The following is a 20,598-nucleotide window of genomic DNA, read 5'->3' on the forward strand; positions in this document are numbered from 1 at the left end:
AGCGCGGCCGACGTCGGCCGCGCTTCTCCTGGGCACTTCCTCGCTCAGACGACCGGCGTGCCGTGCGTGTGGAACGAGTCGATCGTCTTCAGCCCCCAGGCCTGACCCTTGGCCCGTTCGGCGGCCGTCCAGTTCACCGTCTTCCAGTCGGGCGCGAGGATGAGACGCGCGCCCGCGTTGCACAGCTCGATGCGGTTGCCGCCCGGCTCCCAGACATAGAGGAAGAACGTCTGCTGGATGGCGTGCTTGTGCGGGCCGGTCTCGATGTGGATTCCGGCCTCGAGGAAGACGTCGGCGGCGCGGAGGATGTCCTCGCGGGTGTCGGTCGCGAACGCGAGGTGGTGCAGCCGGCCGTGCGACCCCGTCCAGTCGCTCGTGTAGACCAGGTCGTACGACTTGTTGCCGAGCGAGAACCAGATCGCGGCCGGTGCGCCCTCGTCGGTGACGATGCGCTCCGTGCAGCGCGCACCGATCTCGGACAGGAAGTCGGAGACCTCGGGGACGTCGCCCGTGAGGTAGTTGACGTGGTCCAGGCGGCGCACGTTGGCTCCCCGGCCGGGGAACGCCGACGCCTGGTTCTTCAGCGACGGAGCGTCCTCCTCGCCCGCCTCGTACCAGTCGGCGTCCCAGTACAGACCCATCGGATGTCCGTCCGGGTCGTCGAACAGCAGCACCTCGCCGAGCCCCCGCACCGTGGCATCGGTGCCCCGGTGGTACGGCGTCGGCTCGATCTGGGAGCGGAGGCGCTCCAGCGCCTGCGGGCTCGCGGCCCGCAGGTACGTGCGGCCGATGCCGGCCTGCTCCCGCTGGATCACGCGCAGCGTGTACGACTGGTAGTCGTCCCACGCGTGCAGGTAGACCGAGGTGTCGTCCCGGCCCACCTCGCGCAGCGCCATGAGGTTCACGAAGAAGTCGCGCGTCTCCTCCAGGACCGGGGTGTACAGCTCGACGGGCCCGACGTGGGCGATGTCGCGCCGGCGCTCGGGGTCGTGGGTGAGCAGCGGGTCGCCGAGGGTCATGCGTGGGTCCTCTCCTGTACGGGACGCGGCCAGGTCCGGCCGTCGAAGAGCTTGCGTGCCGTGCGGACCACCGTGCTGAGCACGACGGCGGTGCCAGGGCCGGATCCGGTCAGCTCCAGGCCGAGCTCGAACGAGCCTGTGGGGTGCTCGATGCGGTACGGCCACTCGCGAGCGGCGGGGTCGGACGCGACGGTGCCGTCGACGAGGACCCCTGCGGCGACGGACACCGCGGCCAGGACCCCGATCGACTCGTGCACCCGGTGCGGGATGAACGTGCGCGCGGTGATCATGCCGCCGCTCCTGGGCGGGGAGACGAGGCACAGCTTCGGCACGGTGGTGCCGCCGACGTCGCCCAGGCCCATCGCGGGGCCGGCCTCCGCGCGCACCTCCTCGAGCCGGGCGCGCAGCACGTCGTCGGACTCCAGCTCTGCCGGGGACTCCGTGCCCTCCAGGCCCAGGTCCGCGGCGCGGAGCAGCACCACGGGCATGCCTGCGTCGACGCAGGTCACCTCGACCCCGGCGAACGTGTCGGCGAGCCGCCCGGTCGGGAACACCGGCCGGCCCGTCCCTGGGAACGAGAGCACGATCGGCGCCGCCGGGAACGGCGTGCCCGGCATCCGCTGGTCGCCGTCGTACCGCACGACGCCGCCGGGGGTCGGGACCTGGGCGACCGCGTAGGCCACCTGCGGGTTCAGCATCCGGATCTTCACCCGGGTGACATCGCCGGTCGCGGGGACCAGGCCACGCTCGACGGCGAACGGCCCCACCCCCGCGAGCAGGTTGCCGCAGGTCTGGCGATCCGTCACGACGGGCTGGTCGGGGACCACCTGGAGGAACAGGTAGTCGACGTCGGCCCCGTCGTCCGCCGACGGCGACACGACGGCGACCTTGCTGGTCAGCGGGTGCCCGCCACCGATCCCGTCCACTTGAGGAACGCCTCCCGCAGGGTCGGAGCGAGACGAGGCCGCGCGGAAGCCAGAAGACGACAGAGGAACGCCTCCCGCAGGGTCCGAGCGAGACGAGGCCGCGCGGAAGCCAGAAGACGACAGAGGAACGCCTCCCGCAGGGTCCCTCGAAGTGCCCATGATCCGCAGCAGCAGGTCGTCGCGCTCGGCCGGGTCCGCGGGGAGGTCGTCGGCCAGGAAGTAGGCTCCCTTCGAGGTACCGCCCCGCATCAGCAGGCAGGGAACTCCCGCGCTCACCGCGGGTCCCCGTCGGGGAGCCGGTCCACGTACTCGACACCGAGCCGCGCGAGCAGCGGCCGCAGGTCGTACATGTCGAGCCCGAGCTCGCCGGCCTCGAACCGGGCCCGCTTGGCCTCCTCGTTCGCCCTGCGCTCGTCCGCGGCGTCGGCCACCGCGGGGGCGACGGACGCTGCCAGGGCGAGCACGCCGTCGTCGTCGGCCACGATCACGTCGCCCGGCCGGACGCGCTGCCCGGCCACGACCACCGGCACGTTCACCGATCCGGGCGTCGCCTTGACGCAGCCCTGGGCGTGGACCGCCCGGGACCAGACGGGGAAGCCCAGCTCGCGGAGGGTCGCGAGGTCGCGCACGCCCGCGTCCGTGACGAGGCCGATCACGCCGTGGGCCGCCAGCGAGGTGGCGAGGAGGTCGCCGAACATGCCGTGCGCGGACTCCGCCGTCGTGGCGACGACGAGGACGTCCCCGGGGCGGCATACCTCGACCGCCGCATGGATCATCAGGTTGTCGCCGGGGTGGGAGAGGACGGTGACCGCCGAGCCCGCGATCGTCACCCCGTCCTGGCGAGGCAGGACCCGCGGTCCGACGAGGCCGGTGCGCCCGGCCGCCTCGTGCGCGGTGGCGACCCCGGCCTGCCGGAGCCGCTCGATCACCTCGGCGGGCGCCCGGTCGATCTCCCGGACGACGACGTGCTCCAGCGCCATGATCAGCTCAGCTCCGACGTGACCTGCGGGTACACCCGCATGTACGCCTCGGCGAACGTGCCGGCGGGCAGACCGAGGTTGGGGCCGCTGTTCCGCTTGGCCTGGACGCCGCGGCGCCTGCCGAGGTCCGTGTAGTACTCGACGAGGTGGCTCTGCGCGCCCATGGCCCGCATCGCGGCGACCTTGCGGTCCCAGACCTCGGTGATGTCGAGCAGCACGTCGGGGACGAAGCCGGAGACCTCGCTCTGGTGCGGCTCGAAGCAGAAGACCGGCGGGGCTCCGATGACGTCGAGGGTGCTCGGGTCCTGGCCGGCGGTGTGCACGCCGGGAGCCTGGGCGAGGACGCGTGCGTGGCGGGCGATCCGGCCGGCCTCCGGGTGGTCCATGTTGTACGGGTCCTCCGGCGCGTGCGTGAGCACCACGCCCGGCTGGACCTCGCGGTACAGGGCGACGAGCTGCTCCAGGAGCTCGTCCGTGGCGCGCAGCGGGTAGTCCCCGGCGTCGAAGAAGCGGACCTCGCCGCCCAGCGCGTCGGCGGCGGTCTGACCCTCCGCGCGGCGGAGCTCCTTGATCTCCTCGAGGGTCTTGCCGGCTCGCCAGGCGCCCGCCGACTCGCCGCGCTCGCCGAAGCTCAGGCACGCGATCACGGCGCGCTGCCCCCGGGACGCGGCGAGCGCGATGGCGCCGCCGGCCCGCCAGACGAAGTCGCCGGGGTGCGCCGTGATGACGAGCAACGGTGAGCGGTTCGACATGATGCCTCCTGAGTTTTCTGCATCCTTGCTAATCGGTGACAAGATTGTCAACAATCGTGTCAGCAATCCTACGGAGGCCCCATGTCCAGCGACGTCGTCACGGACCGGCTGCGCACCGCGCTCCTGGCCGGGCAGTACGCCCCGCGCCAGCGGCTCATCGAGACAGAGCTGGCCGCCGACCTGAGCGTCAGCCGTTCGGCGGTCCGCAACGCCCTGCTGCAGCTCGCAGCCGAGGGGCTCGTCGAGATGCAGCTGAACCGCGGGGCACGGGTCCGCGAGATCTCGCTCGCCGAGGCCGTCGAGATCACCGAGGTGCGGCAGGGCATCGAGAGCCTGGTCGCGGCGCGGGCGGCGGAGCGGGTCACTGACGAGCAGGCCGAGGAGCTGCGGGAGCTCGGCGAGCGGATGTCCGACGCCGTAGTGCGCGGCGAGCTCGTCGCGTACTCGGACCTCAACGCCGCGCTGCACGCCCGGCTGCGGGAGATCGCGGGGCACGAGACGGCGACGCGGATCGTGGAGCAGCTCAACGGTCAGCTGGTGCGGCACCAGTTCCGGCTCGCGATGCTGCCGGGCCGGCCAGGTCGGTCGCTGCCCGAGCACCTGGCGATCATCGACGCGGTGCGCGCGCGGGACGCCGAGGGCGCTCGCGCCGCGATGGCCGCGCACCTCGGCAGCGTGCTGACGACGCTGGCGGCGCTGGAGGACGGCAGCGGACGGCGGGCGTGATCACGCGGGTGGGACAGGCGCTGTGGGCGGCTGGGCTCGGGGCACGGACGGGCGGGCCGTCATGGCGATCGCGCCGGAGACCAGCACGAGGCCGACGAGCTCCGGCCAGGTCGGCAGCTGCTGGAGCATGACCGCGCCGATCACTGCCGCCGTGGCGGGCAGCAGGGCAAGGAGCACCGCGAACGTGGCCGAGCTGACCCGCCGCAGCACGGACTGCTCGAGCCCGTACGGCACCACCGACGAGCAGACGGCGACCACGACCAGCAGCGCCACCAGCGCCGGGTCCGTCAGGACCTCCCCGCCGCCGTGCGCGAAGAACGGCGCGAAGAGCAGCGACCCCACCGCCATGCCGACAGCGAGCCCGTCGATCCCTGCGCCGTCGCGGGCGACCCGGCGGCCGAGCACGATGTAGCCGGCCCAGCACGCGGCCGCCGCGAGGATGGCCGCGAGACCGAGGACGACGTCGTCCCGCGGCAGGCCGGAGTCGAGGGTGACTCCCGCGAGGAGCACCACTCCCCCGGCCGCGACGACGATCGCGACCCGCTCCCGCCAGGCCCGGCCGGTCACCGCGGCCACCGCGACCGGGCCGCAGAACTCGATCGCGACGGCCGTCCCGAGCGGCAGGTGGTCGATCGCCACGTAGAACACGATGTTCATCGCGGCGAGGACGATCCCGAAGACCGCCGACCACGCCAGGTCGCGAACGGTCCAGGTGCGGCGCCACGGACGGCGCCAGAGCACAAGCACGAGGGCTGCGAGCGCGATGCGCCACCACCCGATCTCCGGCGCGCCGAGCCGTGCGAAGAGCCCGACCGCCACCGCCGCCCCGGCGTACTGGGTCAGCCCGGAGACGACGAACAGGGCGGGAGCCGGGACACGATCGAGCACCCGGCGAGAGTATCCCGGGGCTACGGTCGGACACTCGGCCGGACGAAGGCACTATCTCGGCCAAGATCCCTCGCCGAGGTAGTGACTTCGTCCGACGAAGTCACTATCTCGGCGGGGGCGGGGTGGGGGTCGGCGGGGTGGGCGGCTGCGGGGTCGGCGGGGTCGGCGGCGCGTCCGACAGGTCGTCGACGTCGAGGTCCTCCGGCCGCACCTTTCCGGTGCGGAACCCGGCCCGGCCCACCATGTGTGCCGCGACGGGCGACGTGAGCAGCTGGAAGGCCACGACCAGCGCGAGCACCGCGACCGCCGGCCCGCTCCGCAGGCGCAGCGCCACTCCGGTCATCAGCAGGATCAGCCCCAGCACCTGCGGCTTCGTCACGGCATGCATCCGGGCGAGCAGGTGCCCGAACCGGAGCACGCCCACCCCCGCCGAGAACGCGAGGAACGCTCCGAGCAGCAGGCAGATCCCGGCCAGGACGTCGAGCACGATCTCGCCGGCGCTCATTCGTCCGCCCCTTCCCGGTCAGCCCGCGGTTCGACGGCGGGAGCGTCGTCCACGTCGTCGTCGCCGTCCTCCCGCAGCGCGCGCGGCGTCCGCACCAGCGCCTCACCCTCCGGCTCGACCGCCGCGAACCGCGCGACCACCACCGACCCGACGAAGCCGACCAGCGACAGCACGACCAGGATCGGCAGCATCTCGGCGCGGCGCGACCAGGCGGCCTCCAGGGCGCCCGCCCCGACGATCGTGGTGGTCAGCACGTCGAGGCCGATCGTGCGGTCCAGCATGGACGGGCCCCTCTCGATGCGCACCACCGCGAGCGCCGCCCCCGCGAGGAGCAGCACGGCGGCGATCACGACGACTGTCCCGAGCACGGTGCTCATGCCGTTTCCCCCTCCTTCGCTGCGAACGCGCGCAGGATCCTGCGCTCGAGCGCCAGCACGGACGCCCGGACGCCGTCGGGCCCGCCGCTGCCGGCGAGGTCGAGCACGTGCAGGTAGAGCATCTGCTCCTGCACCCGGATCTCGACGACGACGGAGCCGGGGATGAGGGACGCCAGCTCGGCGGTGGCGACCTCGAACGCGACGGACGGGCTGGTGAGCCGTACCCCGACGACGCCGCCGCGGGGCGTGGGCCCGGGCCGCACCGCGAGCCACGCCACCTGGAACGACGCGACGAACAGGTCGGTGGCGAACCGCGTGACGAGCACGCAGAGGGGCCAGAGGCGCACGGTGGCGACCCGGCTGATGTCGGGCAGGGGGAACAGCCACAGCACGCCGAGGGCGACGAGCAGCCCGGTGAGGACCACCCCCGGTGAGAGCGAGCCCCACAGCAGCACCCAGGTGGCGGTGAGCACGACGATGCCCCGCCACTGGCCCCACGACGTGCGGCGGTTCACGGGGCGCCCTCGTCCACGGCGTCGGGCGACTCGCCGCGGCCACGGTCCGCACCGTCGGGGAAGACCGCGTCCACGTACGTGTGCCCGTCCATCGCGGTCTCGGCGGCGCGTGTGGTGTATCCGTACAGCGGCCCGGCGGCGACGGTGAGGAGGAGGCCGAAGGCGACCAGCGCCGTCGTCGGCCCGGTCATGCCGCGCGGGAGGCGGACGTCGCGGGCGACTCCCTCGGGCACCTCTTGCCAGAAGGCCTTGTTCCAGGCCTTGACCACCGCGTACAGCGTGAGGAGGGAGGTGACGACCGAGCCGGCCACGAGGGCCCAGGCGAGCGGGCCGCCGTCGGCCACGCCCGCTTCGAGGAGGCCCACCTTGCCGAGGAAGCCGGACAGCGGCGGGATGCCCGCGAGGTTCATCGCGGGGACGAAGAAGAGCAGGGCGAGCCAGGGCGCCACGCGCGCCAGGCCGCCGAGGCGGTCGAGCGACGTGGTGCCCGCCCGGCGTTCGACGAGCCCGGTGACGAGGAAGAGCGTGGTCTGCACGGTGATGTGGTGCGCCACGTAGAACACGGCAGCGGCCAGGCCCGCCTCGGACCCCAGCGCGATGCCGAAGACCATGAAGCCGATGTGGCTCACGAGGGTGAACGACAGGAGCCGCTTGAGGTCGTCCTGCGCGACCGCGCCGAGGATGCCCACCACCATCGTGAGCAGCGCCAGCACCATGAGGACGCGGTCCACCTCCGGGGAGTCGGGGAAGAGGAGCGTCTGCGTGCGGATGATCGCGTAGACGCCCACCTTGGTGAGCAGGCCGGCGAACACGGCCGTGACGGGCGCGGGTGCGGTCGGGTAGGAGTCGGGGAGCCAGGCGGAGAGCGGGAAGATCGCCGCCTTGATCCCGAACGCGAGCAGGAGCAGGAGCTCCAGCACCACGACCACGCCGGGGTCGGTCTCCGGGAGCCGCTGCGCGAGCTGCGCCAGGTTGACGGTGCCGGTCGACGCGTAGGCGAGCGCGATCGCGACGAAGAACAGGATGGAGCTGAGGAGCGACACCACCACGTACACGGCGCCGGCCCGGATGCGCTCCCCCGTGCCCCCGAGCGTGAGCAGCACGTACGACGCGGCCAGCAGGATCTCGAAGCCCACGTACAGGTTGAACAGATCGCCCGAGAGGAAGGCGTTCGCCACGCCCGCCGCCAGCACGAGGAACGTGGGGTGGTAGATCGCGACGGGGATGGGGTCCTCGTCGCCCGCCAGCCCGTCAGGGCTCTCCGAGATGCCCTCGCTGATGGAGTAGAGCAGGACGCAGAGCAGCACCACGCCGGAGACGCTGAGCATGAGGGCGGTGAGCCGGTCGGCCACGAGGGGGATGCCCACGGGCGCGGCCCAGCCGCCGACGTCGACCACGAGGGGGCCACCGTCTGCGGCGACCAGCAGCCCGAGCGACGCCGCCAGCATGAGCGACAGCGCCACGACGCTGATGATCCGCTGCGCCCGCGGGTGGCGGTGCAGCGCGAGGGCGAGGCCCGCCGCGCAGAGCGGGATGAGCACCGGGAGCGGGACGAGGGTGGTCAGGTCGTGCGTCACCGCGCCTCCCCCGTCTCGTCCGTGCGGTCGGTGTCACCGCGGACCATGTCGTCCCGGGCCGCCGCCGCGTCCTCGTCGAGCGTTCCCGGCTCGCCGTCGTCCCTGTCGAGGTACGACGGCGCGTTGCGGGCGGCGAGGCGCGCGATGCGGCGGTCCTCGACGTCGTCCGCGACCTCGTCGTGCCCGTTGAGCTGCCAGGACCGGTACGCCATGGCGAGCACGAAGGCGGTGAGCGCGAGCGTGATGACGATCGAGGTGAGCACCATCACCTGCACGAGAGGGTCACTCATCTCGGCCTCCGGCGTGATGCCCGCGATCGGGGCACCCCCGGCGCGGCCCCCCGCCACGAGCATCAGGAGGTTCGCCCCGTTCCCGATCAGCACGAAGCCGAGGAGCACCCGGGTGAGCGACCGCTCCAGCAGGAGGTACACGCCCGCGGTGAAGAGCACGCCGATCGCGACGACCAGGACGGCGCTCGGGACCATCTCCGGGTTCATGGGCGCACCCCCTGATCGACGACGCCGTCGCCCCGCTTCTCCCCGGTGGCGCCGGCCATGCCGACGGTCGATCCCGGCGCCATGGTCTCGCCCTCCTCGTCGGCGTGACGGTCCAGCTCCGCACCGAGCGTGCGCAGCACGTCCAGGGCGAGCCCGATCACGACCAGCATCACGCCGACGTCGAAGAACAGCGACGTCACGAGGTGCACGTGCCCGAGGACCGGCACCTCGAAGTCGAGGATCCAGCTCTGCAGCACCTCGCCGCCGAACAGGAGCGCGAGCAGCCCCACGCCCGCCGACAGGAACAGGCCCGTGCCGAGCAGGAGGCCCGGGTGCACGGGGGCCGCCTCCCCCAGCTCGTAGCGTCCGCCCGCCAGGTAGCGCACGGCCAGCGCGATGCCGACCACGAGCCCGGCCGCGAAGCCACCGCCCGGCCGGTCGTGGCCCGTGAACAGCAGGAAGACCGCGAACACGATCATCGCGTGGAAGACCGTCCGGGTGATCACCTCGAGCAGCACCGACCGACGGTGCGGCGTGAGGGTACGGCCTGCGCTGAGCGCACCCGTCGCCCCCTGGCCGACGGCGCCCTCCCGCACCTCGCCGGCCGCCGGGTCGCCGTCCCGCACCGTGGCGTGGGTGCGCTGCCCGCGCGGCAGCCGCAGCACCTCACCGCTGCGCACCCGGAGGAACACGAGGGACGCCACGCCCGTCGCCGCGACGAGGAGCACGGAGATCTCGCCCACCGTGTCCCACGCCCGGATGTCCACGAGCGTCACGTTCACGATGTTGTGCCCGCCGCCGAACGACACCGCCTCCTCGGGGAAGTCAGCCGCCACCGGCCGGAACACCCGGGCCGACGGCGCCACCACGGCCACCCCCATCATCACCACGCCCGTGAGGGCACCGACGGCGAGGCGGCCCCAGCGGTCCGCCGCCAGGGGCCGGTCGGAGAAGTACGGGGGCAGCCGGCGCAGCACCAGCACCATGATCACGAGCGTCAACGTCTCGGCCAGGATCTGGGTCAGCGCGAGGTCGGGGGCGCCGTGCAGCAGGAACAGGACGGCGTTGCCGTACCCGGCCACCCCCACGAGGATCACGGCCTTGAGACGGCGGCGGGCCCGCGCGGCGAGCACCGCCGACGCCACGACCACCGCGACGGCGGCGACCTGGGCGGGCCGGTCCCACGGCACGAGGGCGATCGGCGCCGAGCCTTCCGGGCCGCCCGACAGGAGCCGGATCCCGAGGAACAGCCCTGGCCCGACGGCCAGGACCACCAGCACCACGCCCAGGTAGACCGGCAGCGAACCACGTTGGGTGAACGCCGTGACGTCGGCGGCGAGGTCGTCGAGGGCGCGCATCGTCCGCCGGTACAGCCCGTCGGCCGACGGCGTCCGGAACCGCTCCTGCGTGCGCTCCACCGCGTCACGCCACCAGAAGACCGCCACCCCCAGCGCGACAGCCACCACCGTGAGGCCGAGGGCGGGCGTCAGGCCCGACCACAGGGCCAGGTGACCCGGCTCCCCCGGCAGCCCGTCCGCGTGCAGGCCCAGGACGGACTCCCCCAGCGCGCCGGTCGCCGCGACCGCGAGTCCCAGCAGCGCCAGGACCAGGGGCGGCCAGGTCAGCAGCACCGGCTGACGGCGCACCTCGGCCGGGTCGATCAGCTGCGGTGCGTCCTCAGGGTCCGGCCCGCGGCCCGACGGCGGCTCGGCCCCCGCCGGGGACACCGGCCCCCGGTTCGCGAACGCGCCCCAGAGGAACCGCAGCCCGTACGCCACGGTCAGCGCCGAGCCCAGCACCACGACGACGAGCACCATCCACCCGACCGCACCCCCGCCCGCGGCGAGGACCCCCGTGGGAGGTGCGTGACCGGCGTCGGGCAGAACGGCCGCGAGCGCCGCCTCCTTGGCGACGAAGCCGGCCGTGGGCGGCAGGCCCGCCATCGACGCGACGGCGAGGACCGACGCGACCGCTGTGCCGGGCAGGGCCCGGGCGAGGCCGGTGAGGCGGCGCAGGTCGCGGGTGCCGGCGGCCGAGTCGATGACGCCCACCGCCAGGAACAGGGCGGCCTTGCACATCGCGTGCGCGCCGAGGAGGGCGAGGCCCGCGAGCGCCGCCGCCCGCGTGCCGAACCCGAGAAGGAGGACGAGGAAGCCGAGCTGGCTCACCGTGCCGAACGCCAGGAGGAGCTTCAGGTCGTTCTGCCGCAGGGCGCGGTAGGCGCCGACCAGCAGGGTGCCGCCCCCCAGGGCGAGGATCATCACCTGCCAGGCGGGGACGTCGGCGAACCCCGGGGCGAAGCGCGCGACGAGGTAGACGCCCGCCTTCACCATCGCGGCCGCGTGGAGGTAGGCGCTGACCGGGGTGGGCGCGGCCATCGCGGCGGGCAGCCAGAAGTGGAACGGGATCAGGGCGGACTTGGTCGCCGCGCCCACGAGGAGGCAGACCACGGCGACGGTCACGGCGGGGCCGCGCGGCGGGTCGGCGACCAGCTCGGAGAGGCGCCACGTGCCCGACATGCCGAGGACGACCAGGCCCACCAGCATCGTGAGGCCGCCCGCGGTGGTGAGGACGATCGCCTGCATCGCCGCCCGGCGGCTCTGCTTGCGGTCCGCGTAGTGCCCGATCAGCAGGTAGGAGAAGACCGTGGTGAGCTCCCAGAACACGAAGAGCAGGAGCAGGTCGTCAGCGGTGACGAGGCCCACCATGGTGCCCGCGAACGCCGTCAGGACCCCGGCGAACCGGCCCAGGCCGTGCGCGTTGCGGGAGAAGTACGCGGAGCAGTAGAGGAGGACCAGGGCGCCGACGCCGCCCACGGCGAGCAGCATCAGCCACGACAGCGCGTCGAGCCGGAACGCGAGCTGCAGGCCGAGGGCCGGCACCCATTCGACGACCTGCACCGGGCCTGTGCCGCCGAGGACGTCGCCCGTGTGGACCAGCGCGTAGACCACCGCTGAGGCCGGTGCGAGGGCCAGGACCCAGAACGCGCGGCGGCCGAGACGGGACACCAGTGCGGGCGCGCTCGCTGCCGCGACGATGTGGGCAACGAGCATGGCTAGCACGTCCGCTCCGTCCTGTCGGGGGCGGGTGGGCGATCACCTCTACCCTACCTTCTGCGGCGGGGTGGGCGAGACAGGGATCACAGGTCGTCAGGGTCCACGAGGAAGCCGTCCTCGTCGGCGATCTCGCCACCCACCGCCCGGTAGATCGCCAGGGCGACCTGAGACACCAGCTCTGCGGCCCGCTTGCGTGCGATCCGGTGCTCCATCGACGGGAACTCGCTGTGCCAGTCGTCGAGGTCCGGCGGCTCCCAGCGGACCCGGTAGCAGACGGCACCGTTGGCCGTCCACGGCAGGCCGCGCAGCAGGAGGGGCAGCTGCTCCTCGCCGCCGATCTCGACGGCGACGATCCCGTCGTGCTGGAGGTCGATCGTGAGGCCGTACCCGTCGAGGACGTGCGGCGCCTGGAGGGCCGCGATGTCGAAGTCGTCGGCAGCCGCGTGGATCGCCTTGCGCTCCTCGGGGTCCATCTTCTCGCCCGGGAACAGGGGCCGGTCCGCGATCCCCCGGGGCGGGCCCTGCCAGTCCGTGCCCTGCGTCGCCAGGACGGTCCGCACGTGGACCGGCTGCAGGATCGCGAACGCCGCCTGCGGGTCCAGCCACACGTCGGAGTACACGGACATGTCGATCGTGACGCCGGGGTCGGGCGTCAGCGTGACCCCCGCGCCCCGGGCCGTGCTTCCGGACGCGTCCCAGAGACCGGCCACGTCCAGGCGCAGGGAGCCGCCGAGCCTCCGCGCGACGGCGATCAGCCACGACAGCACGCGGCCCTCCTCGCGCTCCGGCATGCCGGCCGGGAACGAGCGGCCCAGGCCGTCGCGATCGCCCCCGCCGGGGTACGGCGGCTCGCCGCGCTCCCGGGGGGACACCACGTCGAACACCATCGCGGTCCCCGGCGGGAGCCCCAGGTCGAACCCGTCACCCTGCGGCAGGTACGGGCCGGTCACCGTGGTGTGGCGCGACGTGCGCAGCACGCCGGGCTCGCCCTTCCCGGCCGGACGGCCCTGCGGGGCGCCGCTCTCGTTCGGGTCCACGTCGGCCGGGACCACGTCCCAGCGGGTCGCCGAGAACCGGGACAGCGCCAGCACCTCGATCTCGTCCGTCAGCACGTCGGCCGGGACGGCCAGGAGGTGGCGCGCCTGGTGGGGCTGCGCCGACGTACGGGGGACAGGCGGCATCGGTGCCGGTTGCGCCATGGGTGACCCTTCTCTGCTCGGATCTGCGTGAATGCGGGGCGAGCGTACCGGGGCGGGGCCCCGGGCCGCTGGGTGCGGCCCCGGGCCGCGGCGGCTCAGACCTCGCTGCGGTGGAAGCTCTGCCAGGACCGCGAGGCCGTAGGCCCGCGCTGGTTCTGGTAGCGCGACCCGTACACCCCGGAGCCGTACGGGTTCTCCGCCGGCGAGGACAGGCGGAAGAAGCACATCTGCCCGATCTTCATGCCCGGCCACAGTGTGATCGGCAGCGTCGCGACGTTGCTCAGCTCGAGCGTGACGTGCCCGCTGAACCCCGGGTCGATGAAGCCGGCGGTGCTGTGCGTGAGGAGGCCCAGACGACCGAGGGAGGACTTCCCCTCGAGGCGAGCGGCGACGTCGTCGGGCAGCGAGACCGACTCGAAGGTGGAGCCGAGCACGAACTCGCCCGGGTGCAGGACCATCGGCTCGCCCGGCTCCACCTCGACCAGGCGGGTCAGCTCAGGCTGCTCCTGGGCCGGGTCGATGAAGGGGTACTTGTGGTTGTCGAACAGACGGAAGAACTTGTCGAGGCGCACGTCGATGCTGGACGGCTGGAGCATCGCGGGCTCGTACGGGTCGAGGACGACCCGGCCGGCGTCGAGCTCGGCGCGGATGTCGCGGTCGGAGAGAAGCACGGCCTCACCGTACGACGTCCGCGCCGGGCGCCGCGTGGTCAGTCGTGCAACGGGACGCGCTTGGCGTCGATGGACCAGTAGCCCTTGCGCGCCGTGAGGTACAGGATCCCCTCGACGACACCCCAGGCGGGCGCCATCCAGGCGAGGAACCCGCCACTGAGGATGCTGAGGAACACCGAGCCGACCAGCATCGCCAGGCCCACCCCGGGGTAGCCGAGGTAGAACCTGTGGACGCCGAGGCCGCCCAGGAAGATCGCCAGCAGGCCCGCCATGAGGCGGGACTTCGATCCGGGCGCCACCCTGGCCGTGGGCGGCGTGGGCGTCCGGATGCCCGACGCCGGACCGGGCGCCTTGGGCGTCCGGGTCGCCGCTGCCCGGGCTGCGGCGTTCAGCGGGCGGGTGAGGTGGCTGTCGGGCGCGGTGATGCGCTCGGTGGCGTTCTCGTCCGGGTGCTTGCTGCCGTAGTTGACGGTGACCTGCTCGTTCGGGTGGTACGCGTCGAGGCTGGGGAGGGGGGCGGTGTCCCCGGGGTTGGTGCCCGGGTTGGTGCTTGGGCTGGTCCCGCCCCCGGGGCCAGGGCTGTACGGGACGGTCGGGTGCTCGATCGGATGGGCCTCGTGCTCGGCCTCTGGTGCGGCACCGGACTTCTGCTCGGTGGCGGCCTTGGGCTTCTTCTTGCCCTTGCTCTTGGGCTTGGCTGCGGGGTCAGCGCCCGCCGGGGGCGGCGGCGGTGGGCCGTCCGGGTCGTACCAGGGTTGCGTCGGCTGCTCGATGGGGTGCTGGGTCACGTCACTCTCCGCGGGCGTCGGACGACACGTACGCCGCCGGTTCTGGGATCCCGGGCAGCGTCGGTTATGATCGGGGCGCGCCAGATTCGAGGCGCCGGACGCACACCTTATCGGGACGCGGACGGAACCGGATAGGATGCCCACACGGGCACGAACCGGACGATGCGGGTGTAGTTCAATGGTAGAACTTCAGCTTCCCAAGCTGATAGCGCGGGTTCGATTCCCGTCACCCGCTCCACGAGGAACGGCCCAGGTCAGATGCTAAGTCTGAGACCTGGGCCGTTTGTCTTTCCCGGGTTCCGCGCCCCGAGCGTGCCCCTAGACACTGGTGACGCTGCCCCCGTCGCCGGCATCTCACCCTTGTTCTTCACCCTCTTGGGCGTCGGCGAGCTGCGCGCCCAAATGCCGCTCCGCTCGGGGCAACCGGAACCGAAAAGAGACAGGGGGTCGGCACCCGCCGCCACCCTCCGGCCCTCGACCGACGCGGAGCCTCACACGGAACCCGCCGGCGTGTCTACCCGTGTGCGAGCCGGCACCGCGCCGAGGGCCGGAGGGAGACAGGGACCGAGAACCCCACCCATGGGCGGGAGCAACCCGCGTCGCGAGGGGCCTCCACACCGACTCGCCGCGGCCGCTCTAGCGGTTTCGAGGCCACATGAGCATCGATCGCTGACGCTGCGCCTCAGTGACCGACTCGGTGACGTCGCTCGCCCGGATCCAGCGGAGGATGCCCGGCAGCGTGTCACGCCAGCTCACGCCTTCCGGAAGCTGCTCCGGGACGGGCGCGTCCGACGTGCCGGCGCCGACCCCCGGGAACCGTCGTGCATATCCCTGGCTGCTCTGCGCCGCGAGGAGCAGGTCGTATTGCCAGAGCTTCGCCGCGGACGCCGCAGCGACGTCGAGCGACCACTGCGAGTGGTCGACGACGATCCGCACCACCGAATCGCCCTCGAAGACGAACACAGCGCCGAACGTGCTCGCGCCCTCGTGTGGGACGAGCACATAGCCGCTCGACAACAGCCAGGCGACGGTGTGCTGGACATCTGCGGGCGCGTTCGCACGGAAAAACTCGTCGACTTGATGCTGGCTCGTCGGCATGCTGATGGTTCACGCTCCACCGGTAGGAGATCCCGTTGATCAGGCAGGCCCTGCTCGCCGACGATGCTACCGACGGCACCCCGACCAACCACCGCCCCACCCCGGCCTCCACCTATGCCTCCAAGGCGTGCCCTCCGCGCAGCCTGAACCACGACCACCTCCGGCCTGCGCTGGCCGCAGGAGGCATCGTGAATCGGCCTGTTCTCGCACGTCGGTGAGCCGACAAACGGTTCCCAAGCTGATAGCGCGGGTTCGATTCCCGTCACCCGCTCCACGGGGCTCCGCCCCAGCTCAGAAGATGTTTCCTGACCTGGGGCGGAGCCGCTTGCGGGGGCGTTGGGGCGGGGCCTGGGCGTTAGCGGCCCGGGCCTGGCCCCAATCCGCGGCCCGCTCCCGAGGTGGGTCCGCCACCGGCCGGACACCGGAGCTGGTAGTCGGCATTTCAAAGCACGCCGACCGATAGGCTCGCTCGCCTAGGTGACGCTCGTTCAGCGAGCAGATGGAGAGGCGGGATCGATGGTCGTGCCCAGTATGTTTGGTGAGATCGCCGGCTACCCGCCCGCGTCGACCTTCGTCTCCCGCAGTGAAGTCATAACAGCGGGACTTCATCTCCACGAGATGGCGGGAATCTCCGGAAATCCCTCGAAGGCGCAGCGTCGCGTCGCATCGTCCGCAGCGGTCTCATCGTGCAGACAGCGAGCAGCACGCCGCGCATGCCGCGCACGTTCCTGATCGGTGGCTACGCCGGTAGCGGCAAGTCGGAGTTCAGTCGCGTCCTGTCGCGGCTCACGGGGTCCGCGATCATCGACAAGGACACGATCACGCGGCCGGCCGTGGAGCGGCTTCTCGAAGAGCTCGGGCAGCCGGCCTTCGACCGCGAGTCTCAGACCTATCTGGACCAGGTCCGGCCGCTCGAATACGAGGCTCTGCTCAGCACGATCCAGGAGAACGCCGAGGTCGGCCTCGGAACGATCGGGTCGGCGCCGTTCATCCGAGAGTTCCAGGACGGGGCGTGGATCGACCGCGTTCGCACCCGGCTGCAGGAAGCCGGCGTCGGGCTCACCCTCGTGTGGGTCCGGTGCGACACCAGCACGATGCTCACCTACCTGAAGCGCCGAGGCGCGGCACGAGACTCAGCCAAGCTCACAGGCTGGGCCGACTACCTCGTCGGCGTCAACCTCGACTACCAGCCCGTAGCCGACCACGTCATCGTCGAGAACTCGGAATCCAGCGAACCACTGAAGAACCAGGCGGCACGGATGCTCGCAGCGATCAGCACCGAGGTGAAGCCAGCATGACTCCGGCCCGCGCGATCCGCGAGTCACGCCTGATCGCGATCCTCCGCACCTCGGTAACCGCGCACATTGTCGCGGTTGCCGAGGTGCTGGCGTCTGAGGGCGTCCACGTCCTCGAAATCCCACTGACCAGCGCCGAGAGTCTGACGGCGATCACGGACACCACCAAGCAGCTCGGCGAGCGTGCATATGTGGGCGCCGGCACCGTGCGGACCGTGGACGACGCTCGGCGAGCGATCGACGCCGGCGCAGCGTTCCTCGTCGCGCCCGGCCTATCGCTGCCAGTCCTCGACTACGCGCAGAAACGCGGCGTGCTCCTAATTCCTGGCGCGTTCACGCCCACCGAGGTAGACACGGCGGCCCGGAGCGGCGCCGAGCTCGTGAAGCTCTTCCCGGCGAACTCGCACAGTCCTGAGTACGTGCGGCAGCTCCGCGCTCCACTACCCGACGCCGGCCTGATCCCCATGGGCGGGATCACCCTCGACGACGCGCGGGCGTGGCTCGATGCCGGGGCGGTCGCGCTCGGCATCGGCTCGCCCATCGTCGGCGACAGCCTGGCGACCGGAATGCTCGATACCGCCAGGTCCAATACACGGGCTTGGCTCGAACGCATCGGGTGAAGTCGCCCGCGCCACGACTTGGATCCACGAAGGCCGAAGGATTCGAGGCTCCGGACCGGCGGCGCTTCCTGCCCGCTCCAGAGGCGAATCTAAACGATGACGCGATCCGCGCCCGTCAGATCGACCAATGCCAAGTGGAGCCGTAAACCCGAATACCCTCAGTACCGACACCCAGGTCAGCCCACATGTGAGAGTCGTCATCTCCGCCGTACTTGGCAGAGCGGTGCAACTTGCTGTACGTGTCCCCAGAGATATAGGTAGCGTAGCCACTGTCTCGCGCGGCAAGCTTTGCGGCATTATTGGCCGCGGTTCCTACCCAAACAATATCGTTGCTTCCGCGAATCCCTGTTCGAGCAGCCATGATCGCTGACGTGTCAATACCGACCTTCTGCTGGAGTTTATAGTTCATGTTCGGGTACTGCGCCGCGATCTTTGGGTTAAGAATCTTAGTCACAACCCAGTTGATCTGCAGTGCCGTCTTCGCTGCGCTCGTGTTCTTGTTGTCTCCGATGTAGATCGCCATCACACGGTCACCGTCGTACGCGGTGATCACTCCGCCGTTCTTGCGAATCACCCGGGCCGCGGTATACAAGTACGTCTTGTACACCTCAGCCGCAAAGAACGCGGAATATTGCTTTACGAGCGCGGTCGACTCCGCCAGATCGGCATAGAGAACGGTAGCGTCAAGATCCACTCCGACATTGTTCAATCCGAGGCCTTCGGCCTCGGGCACCTTCTGTCCATTCCGGCTCACCCAGGCCTCAGCAAGCGTCTTTGCTACATAATCCTCAAGTTCCTGCCTCAGCGCCACATCTCCCCCATCTTGAAAAGGTATGGAATTGCGGATCGGTATGTACCGGATTGCCATTCGCTAACGATCAGTGAGGCGCCGAATAGTGCGACGCCAACAACGAAGAGAGCTAGGGACCACTGCAGCCAGATGTGCTTTCGCCAGACGATACGCGACATGTTCACTAGTTGCCGCGAAAGTTGCCCTAAGTCTGCAACCGGAGTAGAGAGACGGTTCTCCAACGCTACAGGGTCCCAGTGACGCAAGTGCCCGAAATAAATGACATTCTCAGGGTATTCTTTGCGGGTAGCCCTGCCGCGCAACTGTGGAAACACTACGAGAACCGAAAGCGTGGTACTCAGCAACAGCGCAACGATTCCAATGCGCAATAGGAGTGCGACCCAACCTCTCGCTCCTGACAAGACCCCGTCGCCCGACGCCAGAGCAACCACGAATCCGAGGACCGCCGCTTCGATTGCGAGAGAGATCGAAGCCTTCGTGTCAACACGCGCTGTCCATTCGCCAATGCCGTCGTGAAGGCGCCACGCGAACTCCAGATCGGGCGCCGATGTGGTTTGACGCGCCCGACGCCGGAGTCGGCGGGCGTTGGGGCCGGGCTTTGAACCGAGCATGGCCGATCGTCCCACGTCGCTTGCAGGCTCTCAAGGTCACCGACCGGGGATCATCCTGTCGGGGCAACCCGAAAGTCCGTCCAAGCTGGGTATGCCATCCGGCGGGCACGGTGGTCCGCGGCCCCAACCGCGCCCAACTCGGTGCCGCACCTGGCCGCTCCTGGCCGCTCCTGGCCATACGGATCGGCCAGTCCCCGCAGGTCAGGGGTAGTTGCGCACTGTTCCCAAGCTGATAGCGCGGGTTCGATTCCCGTCACCCGCTCCAGCACGAACGCCCCTGGTCACAGACCTGGGGCGTTCGTCGTTCCCCCGCACGCCTGGACCCAGGCCGCGGAGCACCGACGCACCAGGTGTTCGGTAGTTCGGTGCGTGTTCGGCAGTTCGAACTGCCGAACACGCACCGAACTACCGATCACGCGTCCCCTGAGGGCAACGAGTGCGCGTCGCGGCCGTAAGAGCGGCCGCTAGAGTGGCGCCCGTGACCGTGGAGAGGACTCTGGCAAGAGTCGAAGCCGACCTCGACAAGGGTGACGTCGGGATGGCCCGCACTCGTTTGAAGAGTCTCGTCGAGAGCCTGCCGCAGCGGCTCGACGCGCGTGAGCGACTGGCGGACGTCTGCCGCCTCGAGGGTGATCGCGTGGAGGCAGGGCGCTGGTCGTATCTCAGCGAGCAGCCCGACCCTGATGAGGAGGCCGCATTTGAACGCGCCTGCGGCCGCGACCCGGTCCGGATCATGCGGGGACTGCGCTGGAGCGGCTCCGAGAAAGACGCGACGACCGACCTCGCGCGGCATCGGCTGCTCGACGTTCGCGCACGGGCGGAAGCCGCCGCCGGCAGGAAGCTCGACTGGTCGGACCGCGGGCGTGATGTCGGGGGACCCTGGTGGGATGACGCCTTCGCCGTCGGATGCCTGCTCACCGGCCTCGTCCTCGCCTTCCTGGTGATTGTCGGCGCGGTGACAGTGTTCGGCTGGATCTTCTAGAAGGAGTCGACGCCATTTCCCAGCCCCGTACCTGGCAGTCCGAGACCGCCCGACTCGGCAACGCCGACTCGTCCGACCCGACGGGCTGGTTCGAGCGGCTCTGGGCGTCAGCCAAGGACGGCGACATCACGACGCCCTGGGACCGTGACGACCCGCACCCGGCACTGGCCTCGTGGGTCGGCGCGCCCGCTCCCGGCACGGCGAGCGGTACCGCGAGCAGCACCGCGAGCAGCACCGCCGTCGTCGTCGGGTGCGGGCTCGGGGCCGACGCCGAGCACCTGTCCCGGCTCGGCTACACGACGACGGCGTTCGACATCTCTCCCACCGCGGTCGCCGCCGCGCGCGACCGGCACTCCGGCTCACGGGTGACCTACGCGGTCGGGGACCTGCTCGACCTGCCCAGCGAGTGGGTCGGCGCCTTCGACCTCGTGGTCGAGATCTACACCGTCCAGGCGGTGAACCGCAGCGTCCGCGACGAGCTCACCGCCGGCGTCCGCTCGCTGGTGGCGCCGGGCGGGACGCTGCTGGCGGTCCAGGCCATCGCGGTGGACGGCGACGACGACGGCCCGCCCTGGCCGCTGACCCGGGCGGAGATGGAGGCGTTCGGCAAGGACGGGCTGTCGCCCGTGACGATCGAGCAACTCATGGTCCCGGGCTCCCCCGGCCGGGCCGGCCTCTGGCGTGCGGAGTTCCGCCGGGCCTGAG

Annotated in this window: 22 protein-coding genes and 1 tRNA gene; 6 read left to right on the forward strand and 17 right to left on the reverse strand. The window is 71.3% G+C overall.

Annotated elements, in window-relative coordinates; all coding sequences use genetic code 11:
• Window positions 1–44 precede the first annotated feature (44 nt).
• From D1350_RS07825 to D1350_RS07840, 4 genes are read right to left on the reverse strand one after another with little or no spacing between them, the layout of a single operon-like run.
• Window positions 45–1,019 carry a VOC family protein gene (locus D1350_RS07825; RefSeq protein WP_125775443.1) on the reverse strand — a complete coding sequence of 325 codons (975 nt, stop codon included), beginning with the start codon at window positions 1,017–1,019 and terminating at the stop codon, window positions 45–47.
• A complete protein-coding gene (locus D1350_RS07830) occupies window positions 1,016–2,221 on the reverse strand; it encodes a PrpF domain-containing protein (protein WP_276313717.1) in 1,206 nt (401 codons plus the stop codon). Before D1350_RS07830 ends, D1350_RS07825 begins: the two co-directional genes overlap by 4 nt.
• A complete protein-coding gene (locus tag D1350_RS07835) occupies window positions 2,218–2,925 on the reverse strand; it encodes a 4-carboxy-4-hydroxy-2-oxoadipate aldolase/oxaloacetate decarboxylase (RefSeq protein WP_125775444.1) in 708 nt (235 codons plus the stop codon). Before D1350_RS07835 ends, D1350_RS07830 begins: the two co-directional genes overlap by 4 nt.
• A 2-nt stretch (window positions 2,926–2,927) precedes the next feature.
• Window positions 2,928–3,677, reverse strand: a complete 750-nt coding sequence (locus tag D1350_RS07840; protein WP_125775445.1) for a PIG-L deacetylase family protein — start codon at window positions 3,675–3,677, stop codon at window positions 2,928–2,930.
• 81 nt (window positions 3,678–3,758) lie between these two features.
• On the opposite strand from D1350_RS07840, the gene D1350_RS07845 reads away from it, so the two are divergent.
• On the forward strand, window positions 3,759–4,403 hold the full coding sequence (locus D1350_RS07845) for a GntR family transcriptional regulator (RefSeq protein ID WP_125775446.1): 645 nt from the start codon (window positions 3,759–3,761) through the stop codon (window positions 4,401–4,403).
• Here the strand turns inward: D1350_RS07845 and D1350_RS07850 are convergent, their stop codons facing one another.
• The 10 genes from D1350_RS07850 to D1350_RS24360 form a co-directional block, all read right to left on the reverse strand.
• Window positions 4,404–5,291: an EamA family transporter gene (locus D1350_RS07850; protein WP_125775447.1), complete on the reverse strand. Its 888-nt coding sequence runs from the start codon at window positions 5,289–5,291 to the stop codon at window positions 4,404–4,406. It abuts the gene before it with no gap.
• 103 nt (window positions 5,292–5,394) lie between these two features.
• Complete coding sequence (mnhG, locus tag D1350_RS07855) at window positions 5,395–5,796, reverse strand: monovalent cation/H(+) antiporter subunit G (protein WP_125775448.1); 402 nt, start codon at window positions 5,794–5,796, stop codon at window positions 5,395–5,397.
• The gene (locus tag D1350_RS07860; RefSeq protein WP_125775449.1) at window positions 5,793–6,173 is read right to left on the reverse strand and encodes an MrpF/PhaF family protein; all 381 of its coding nucleotides are present in this window, start codon (window positions 6,171–6,173) and stop codon (window positions 5,793–5,795) included. The genes mnhG and D1350_RS07860 overlap by 4 nt, the downstream gene beginning before the upstream one ends.
• Window positions 6,170–6,688 (reverse strand): Na+/H+ antiporter subunit E, encoded by a 519-nt coding sequence (locus D1350_RS07865; protein WP_125775450.1) that lies wholly within the window; start codon window positions 6,686–6,688, stop codon window positions 6,170–6,172. The genes D1350_RS07860 and D1350_RS07865 overlap by 4 nt, the downstream gene beginning before the upstream one ends.
• A complete protein-coding gene (locus D1350_RS07870; protein ID WP_125775451.1) occupies window positions 6,685–8,265 on the reverse strand; it encodes a Na+/H+ antiporter subunit D in 1,581 nt (526 codons plus the stop codon). Before D1350_RS07870 ends, D1350_RS07865 begins: the two co-directional genes overlap by 4 nt.
• Window positions 8,262–8,762: a Na(+)/H(+) antiporter subunit C gene (locus tag D1350_RS07875; RefSeq protein WP_240643958.1), complete on the reverse strand. Its 501-nt coding sequence runs from the start codon at window positions 8,760–8,762 to the stop codon at window positions 8,262–8,264. The genes D1350_RS07870 and D1350_RS07875 overlap by 4 nt, the downstream gene beginning before the upstream one ends.
• A complete protein-coding gene (locus tag D1350_RS07880; protein WP_125775452.1) occupies window positions 8,759–11,824 on the reverse strand; it encodes a Na+/H+ antiporter subunit A in 3,066 nt (1,021 codons plus the stop codon). Before D1350_RS07880 ends, D1350_RS07875 begins: the two co-directional genes overlap by 4 nt.
• A 77-nt stretch (window positions 11,825–11,901) precedes the next feature.
• Complete coding sequence (locus D1350_RS07885) at window positions 11,902–13,017, reverse strand: hypothetical protein (protein ID WP_125775453.1); 1,116 nt, start codon at window positions 13,015–13,017, stop codon at window positions 11,902–11,904.
• Between the two features lie 95 nt (window positions 13,018–13,112).
• Entirely contained in the window at window positions 13,113–13,688 is a 576-nt protein-coding gene (dcd, locus tag D1350_RS07890; protein ID WP_125775454.1) for a dCTP deaminase, read from the reverse strand.
• A gap of 38 nt (window positions 13,689–13,726) precedes the next feature.
• The gene (locus tag D1350_RS24360; protein WP_240643959.1) at window positions 13,727–14,476 is read right to left on the reverse strand and encodes a TM2 domain-containing protein; all 750 of its coding nucleotides are present in this window, start codon (window positions 14,474–14,476) and stop codon (window positions 13,727–13,729) included.
• Window positions 14,477–14,640: 164 nt separating this feature from the next.
• Between D1350_RS24360 and D1350_RS07910 the strand changes: the two genes are divergently transcribed.
• Window positions 14,641–14,714: transfer RNA gene (locus D1350_RS07910), tRNA-Gly, on the forward strand.
• 398 nt (window positions 14,715–15,112) lie between these two features.
• Here the strand turns inward: D1350_RS07910 and D1350_RS07915 are convergent.
• Window positions 15,113–15,574, reverse strand: coding sequence for a hypothetical protein (locus D1350_RS07915; RefSeq protein WP_125775458.1), 462 nt, complete (start codon window positions 15,572–15,574; stop codon window positions 15,113–15,115).
• A 686-nt stretch (window positions 15,575–16,260) separates the two neighbouring features.
• Here D1350_RS07915 and D1350_RS07920 point away from each other — a divergent pair.
• Window positions 16,261–16,872, forward strand: coding sequence for a P-loop nucleotide/nucleoside kinase family protein (locus D1350_RS07920; RefSeq protein ID WP_206074464.1), 612 nt, complete (start codon window positions 16,261–16,263; stop codon window positions 16,870–16,872).
• Entirely contained in the window at window positions 16,869–17,489 is a 621-nt protein-coding gene (locus tag D1350_RS07925; protein WP_125775459.1) for a bifunctional 4-hydroxy-2-oxoglutarate aldolase/2-dehydro-3-deoxy-phosphogluconate aldolase, read from the forward strand. Before D1350_RS07920 ends, D1350_RS07925 begins: the two co-directional genes overlap by 4 nt.
• A gap of 115 nt (window positions 17,490–17,604) precedes the next feature.
• Here D1350_RS07925 and D1350_RS07930 read toward each other — a convergent pair whose 3' ends face one another.
• Window positions 17,605–18,357 (reverse strand): adenylate/guanylate cyclase domain-containing protein, encoded by a 753-nt coding sequence (locus D1350_RS07930; protein ID WP_125775460.1) that lies wholly within the window; start codon window positions 18,355–18,357, stop codon window positions 17,605–17,607.
• Window positions 18,291–18,911: a Pycsar system effector family protein gene (locus D1350_RS24870; RefSeq protein ID WP_420807801.1), complete on the reverse strand. Its 621-nt coding sequence runs from the start codon at window positions 18,909–18,911 to the stop codon at window positions 18,291–18,293. The genes D1350_RS07930 and D1350_RS24870 overlap by 67 nt, the downstream gene beginning before the upstream one ends.
• A 478-nt stretch (window positions 18,912–19,389) precedes the next feature.
• Here D1350_RS24870 and D1350_RS07935 point away from each other — a divergent pair, with 478 nt between their 5' ends.
• Both D1350_RS07935 and D1350_RS07940 read left to right on the forward strand, forming a co-directional pair.
• Window positions 19,390–19,893: a DUF6584 family protein gene (locus tag D1350_RS07935; RefSeq protein ID WP_125775461.1), complete on the forward strand. Its 504-nt coding sequence runs from the start codon at window positions 19,390–19,392 to the stop codon at window positions 19,891–19,893.
• A complete protein-coding gene (locus D1350_RS07940; protein WP_125775462.1) occupies window positions 19,818–20,597 on the forward strand; it encodes a class I SAM-dependent methyltransferase in 780 nt (259 codons plus the stop codon). Before D1350_RS07935 ends, D1350_RS07940 begins: the two co-directional genes overlap by 76 nt.
• Window position 20,598 lies beyond the last annotated feature (1 nt).

It is taken from the genome of Antribacter gilvus, assembly GCF_003946865.1.
Taxonomy (GTDB): domain Bacteria; phylum Actinomycetota; class Actinomycetes; order Actinomycetales; family Cellulomonadaceae; genus Antribacter; species Antribacter gilvus.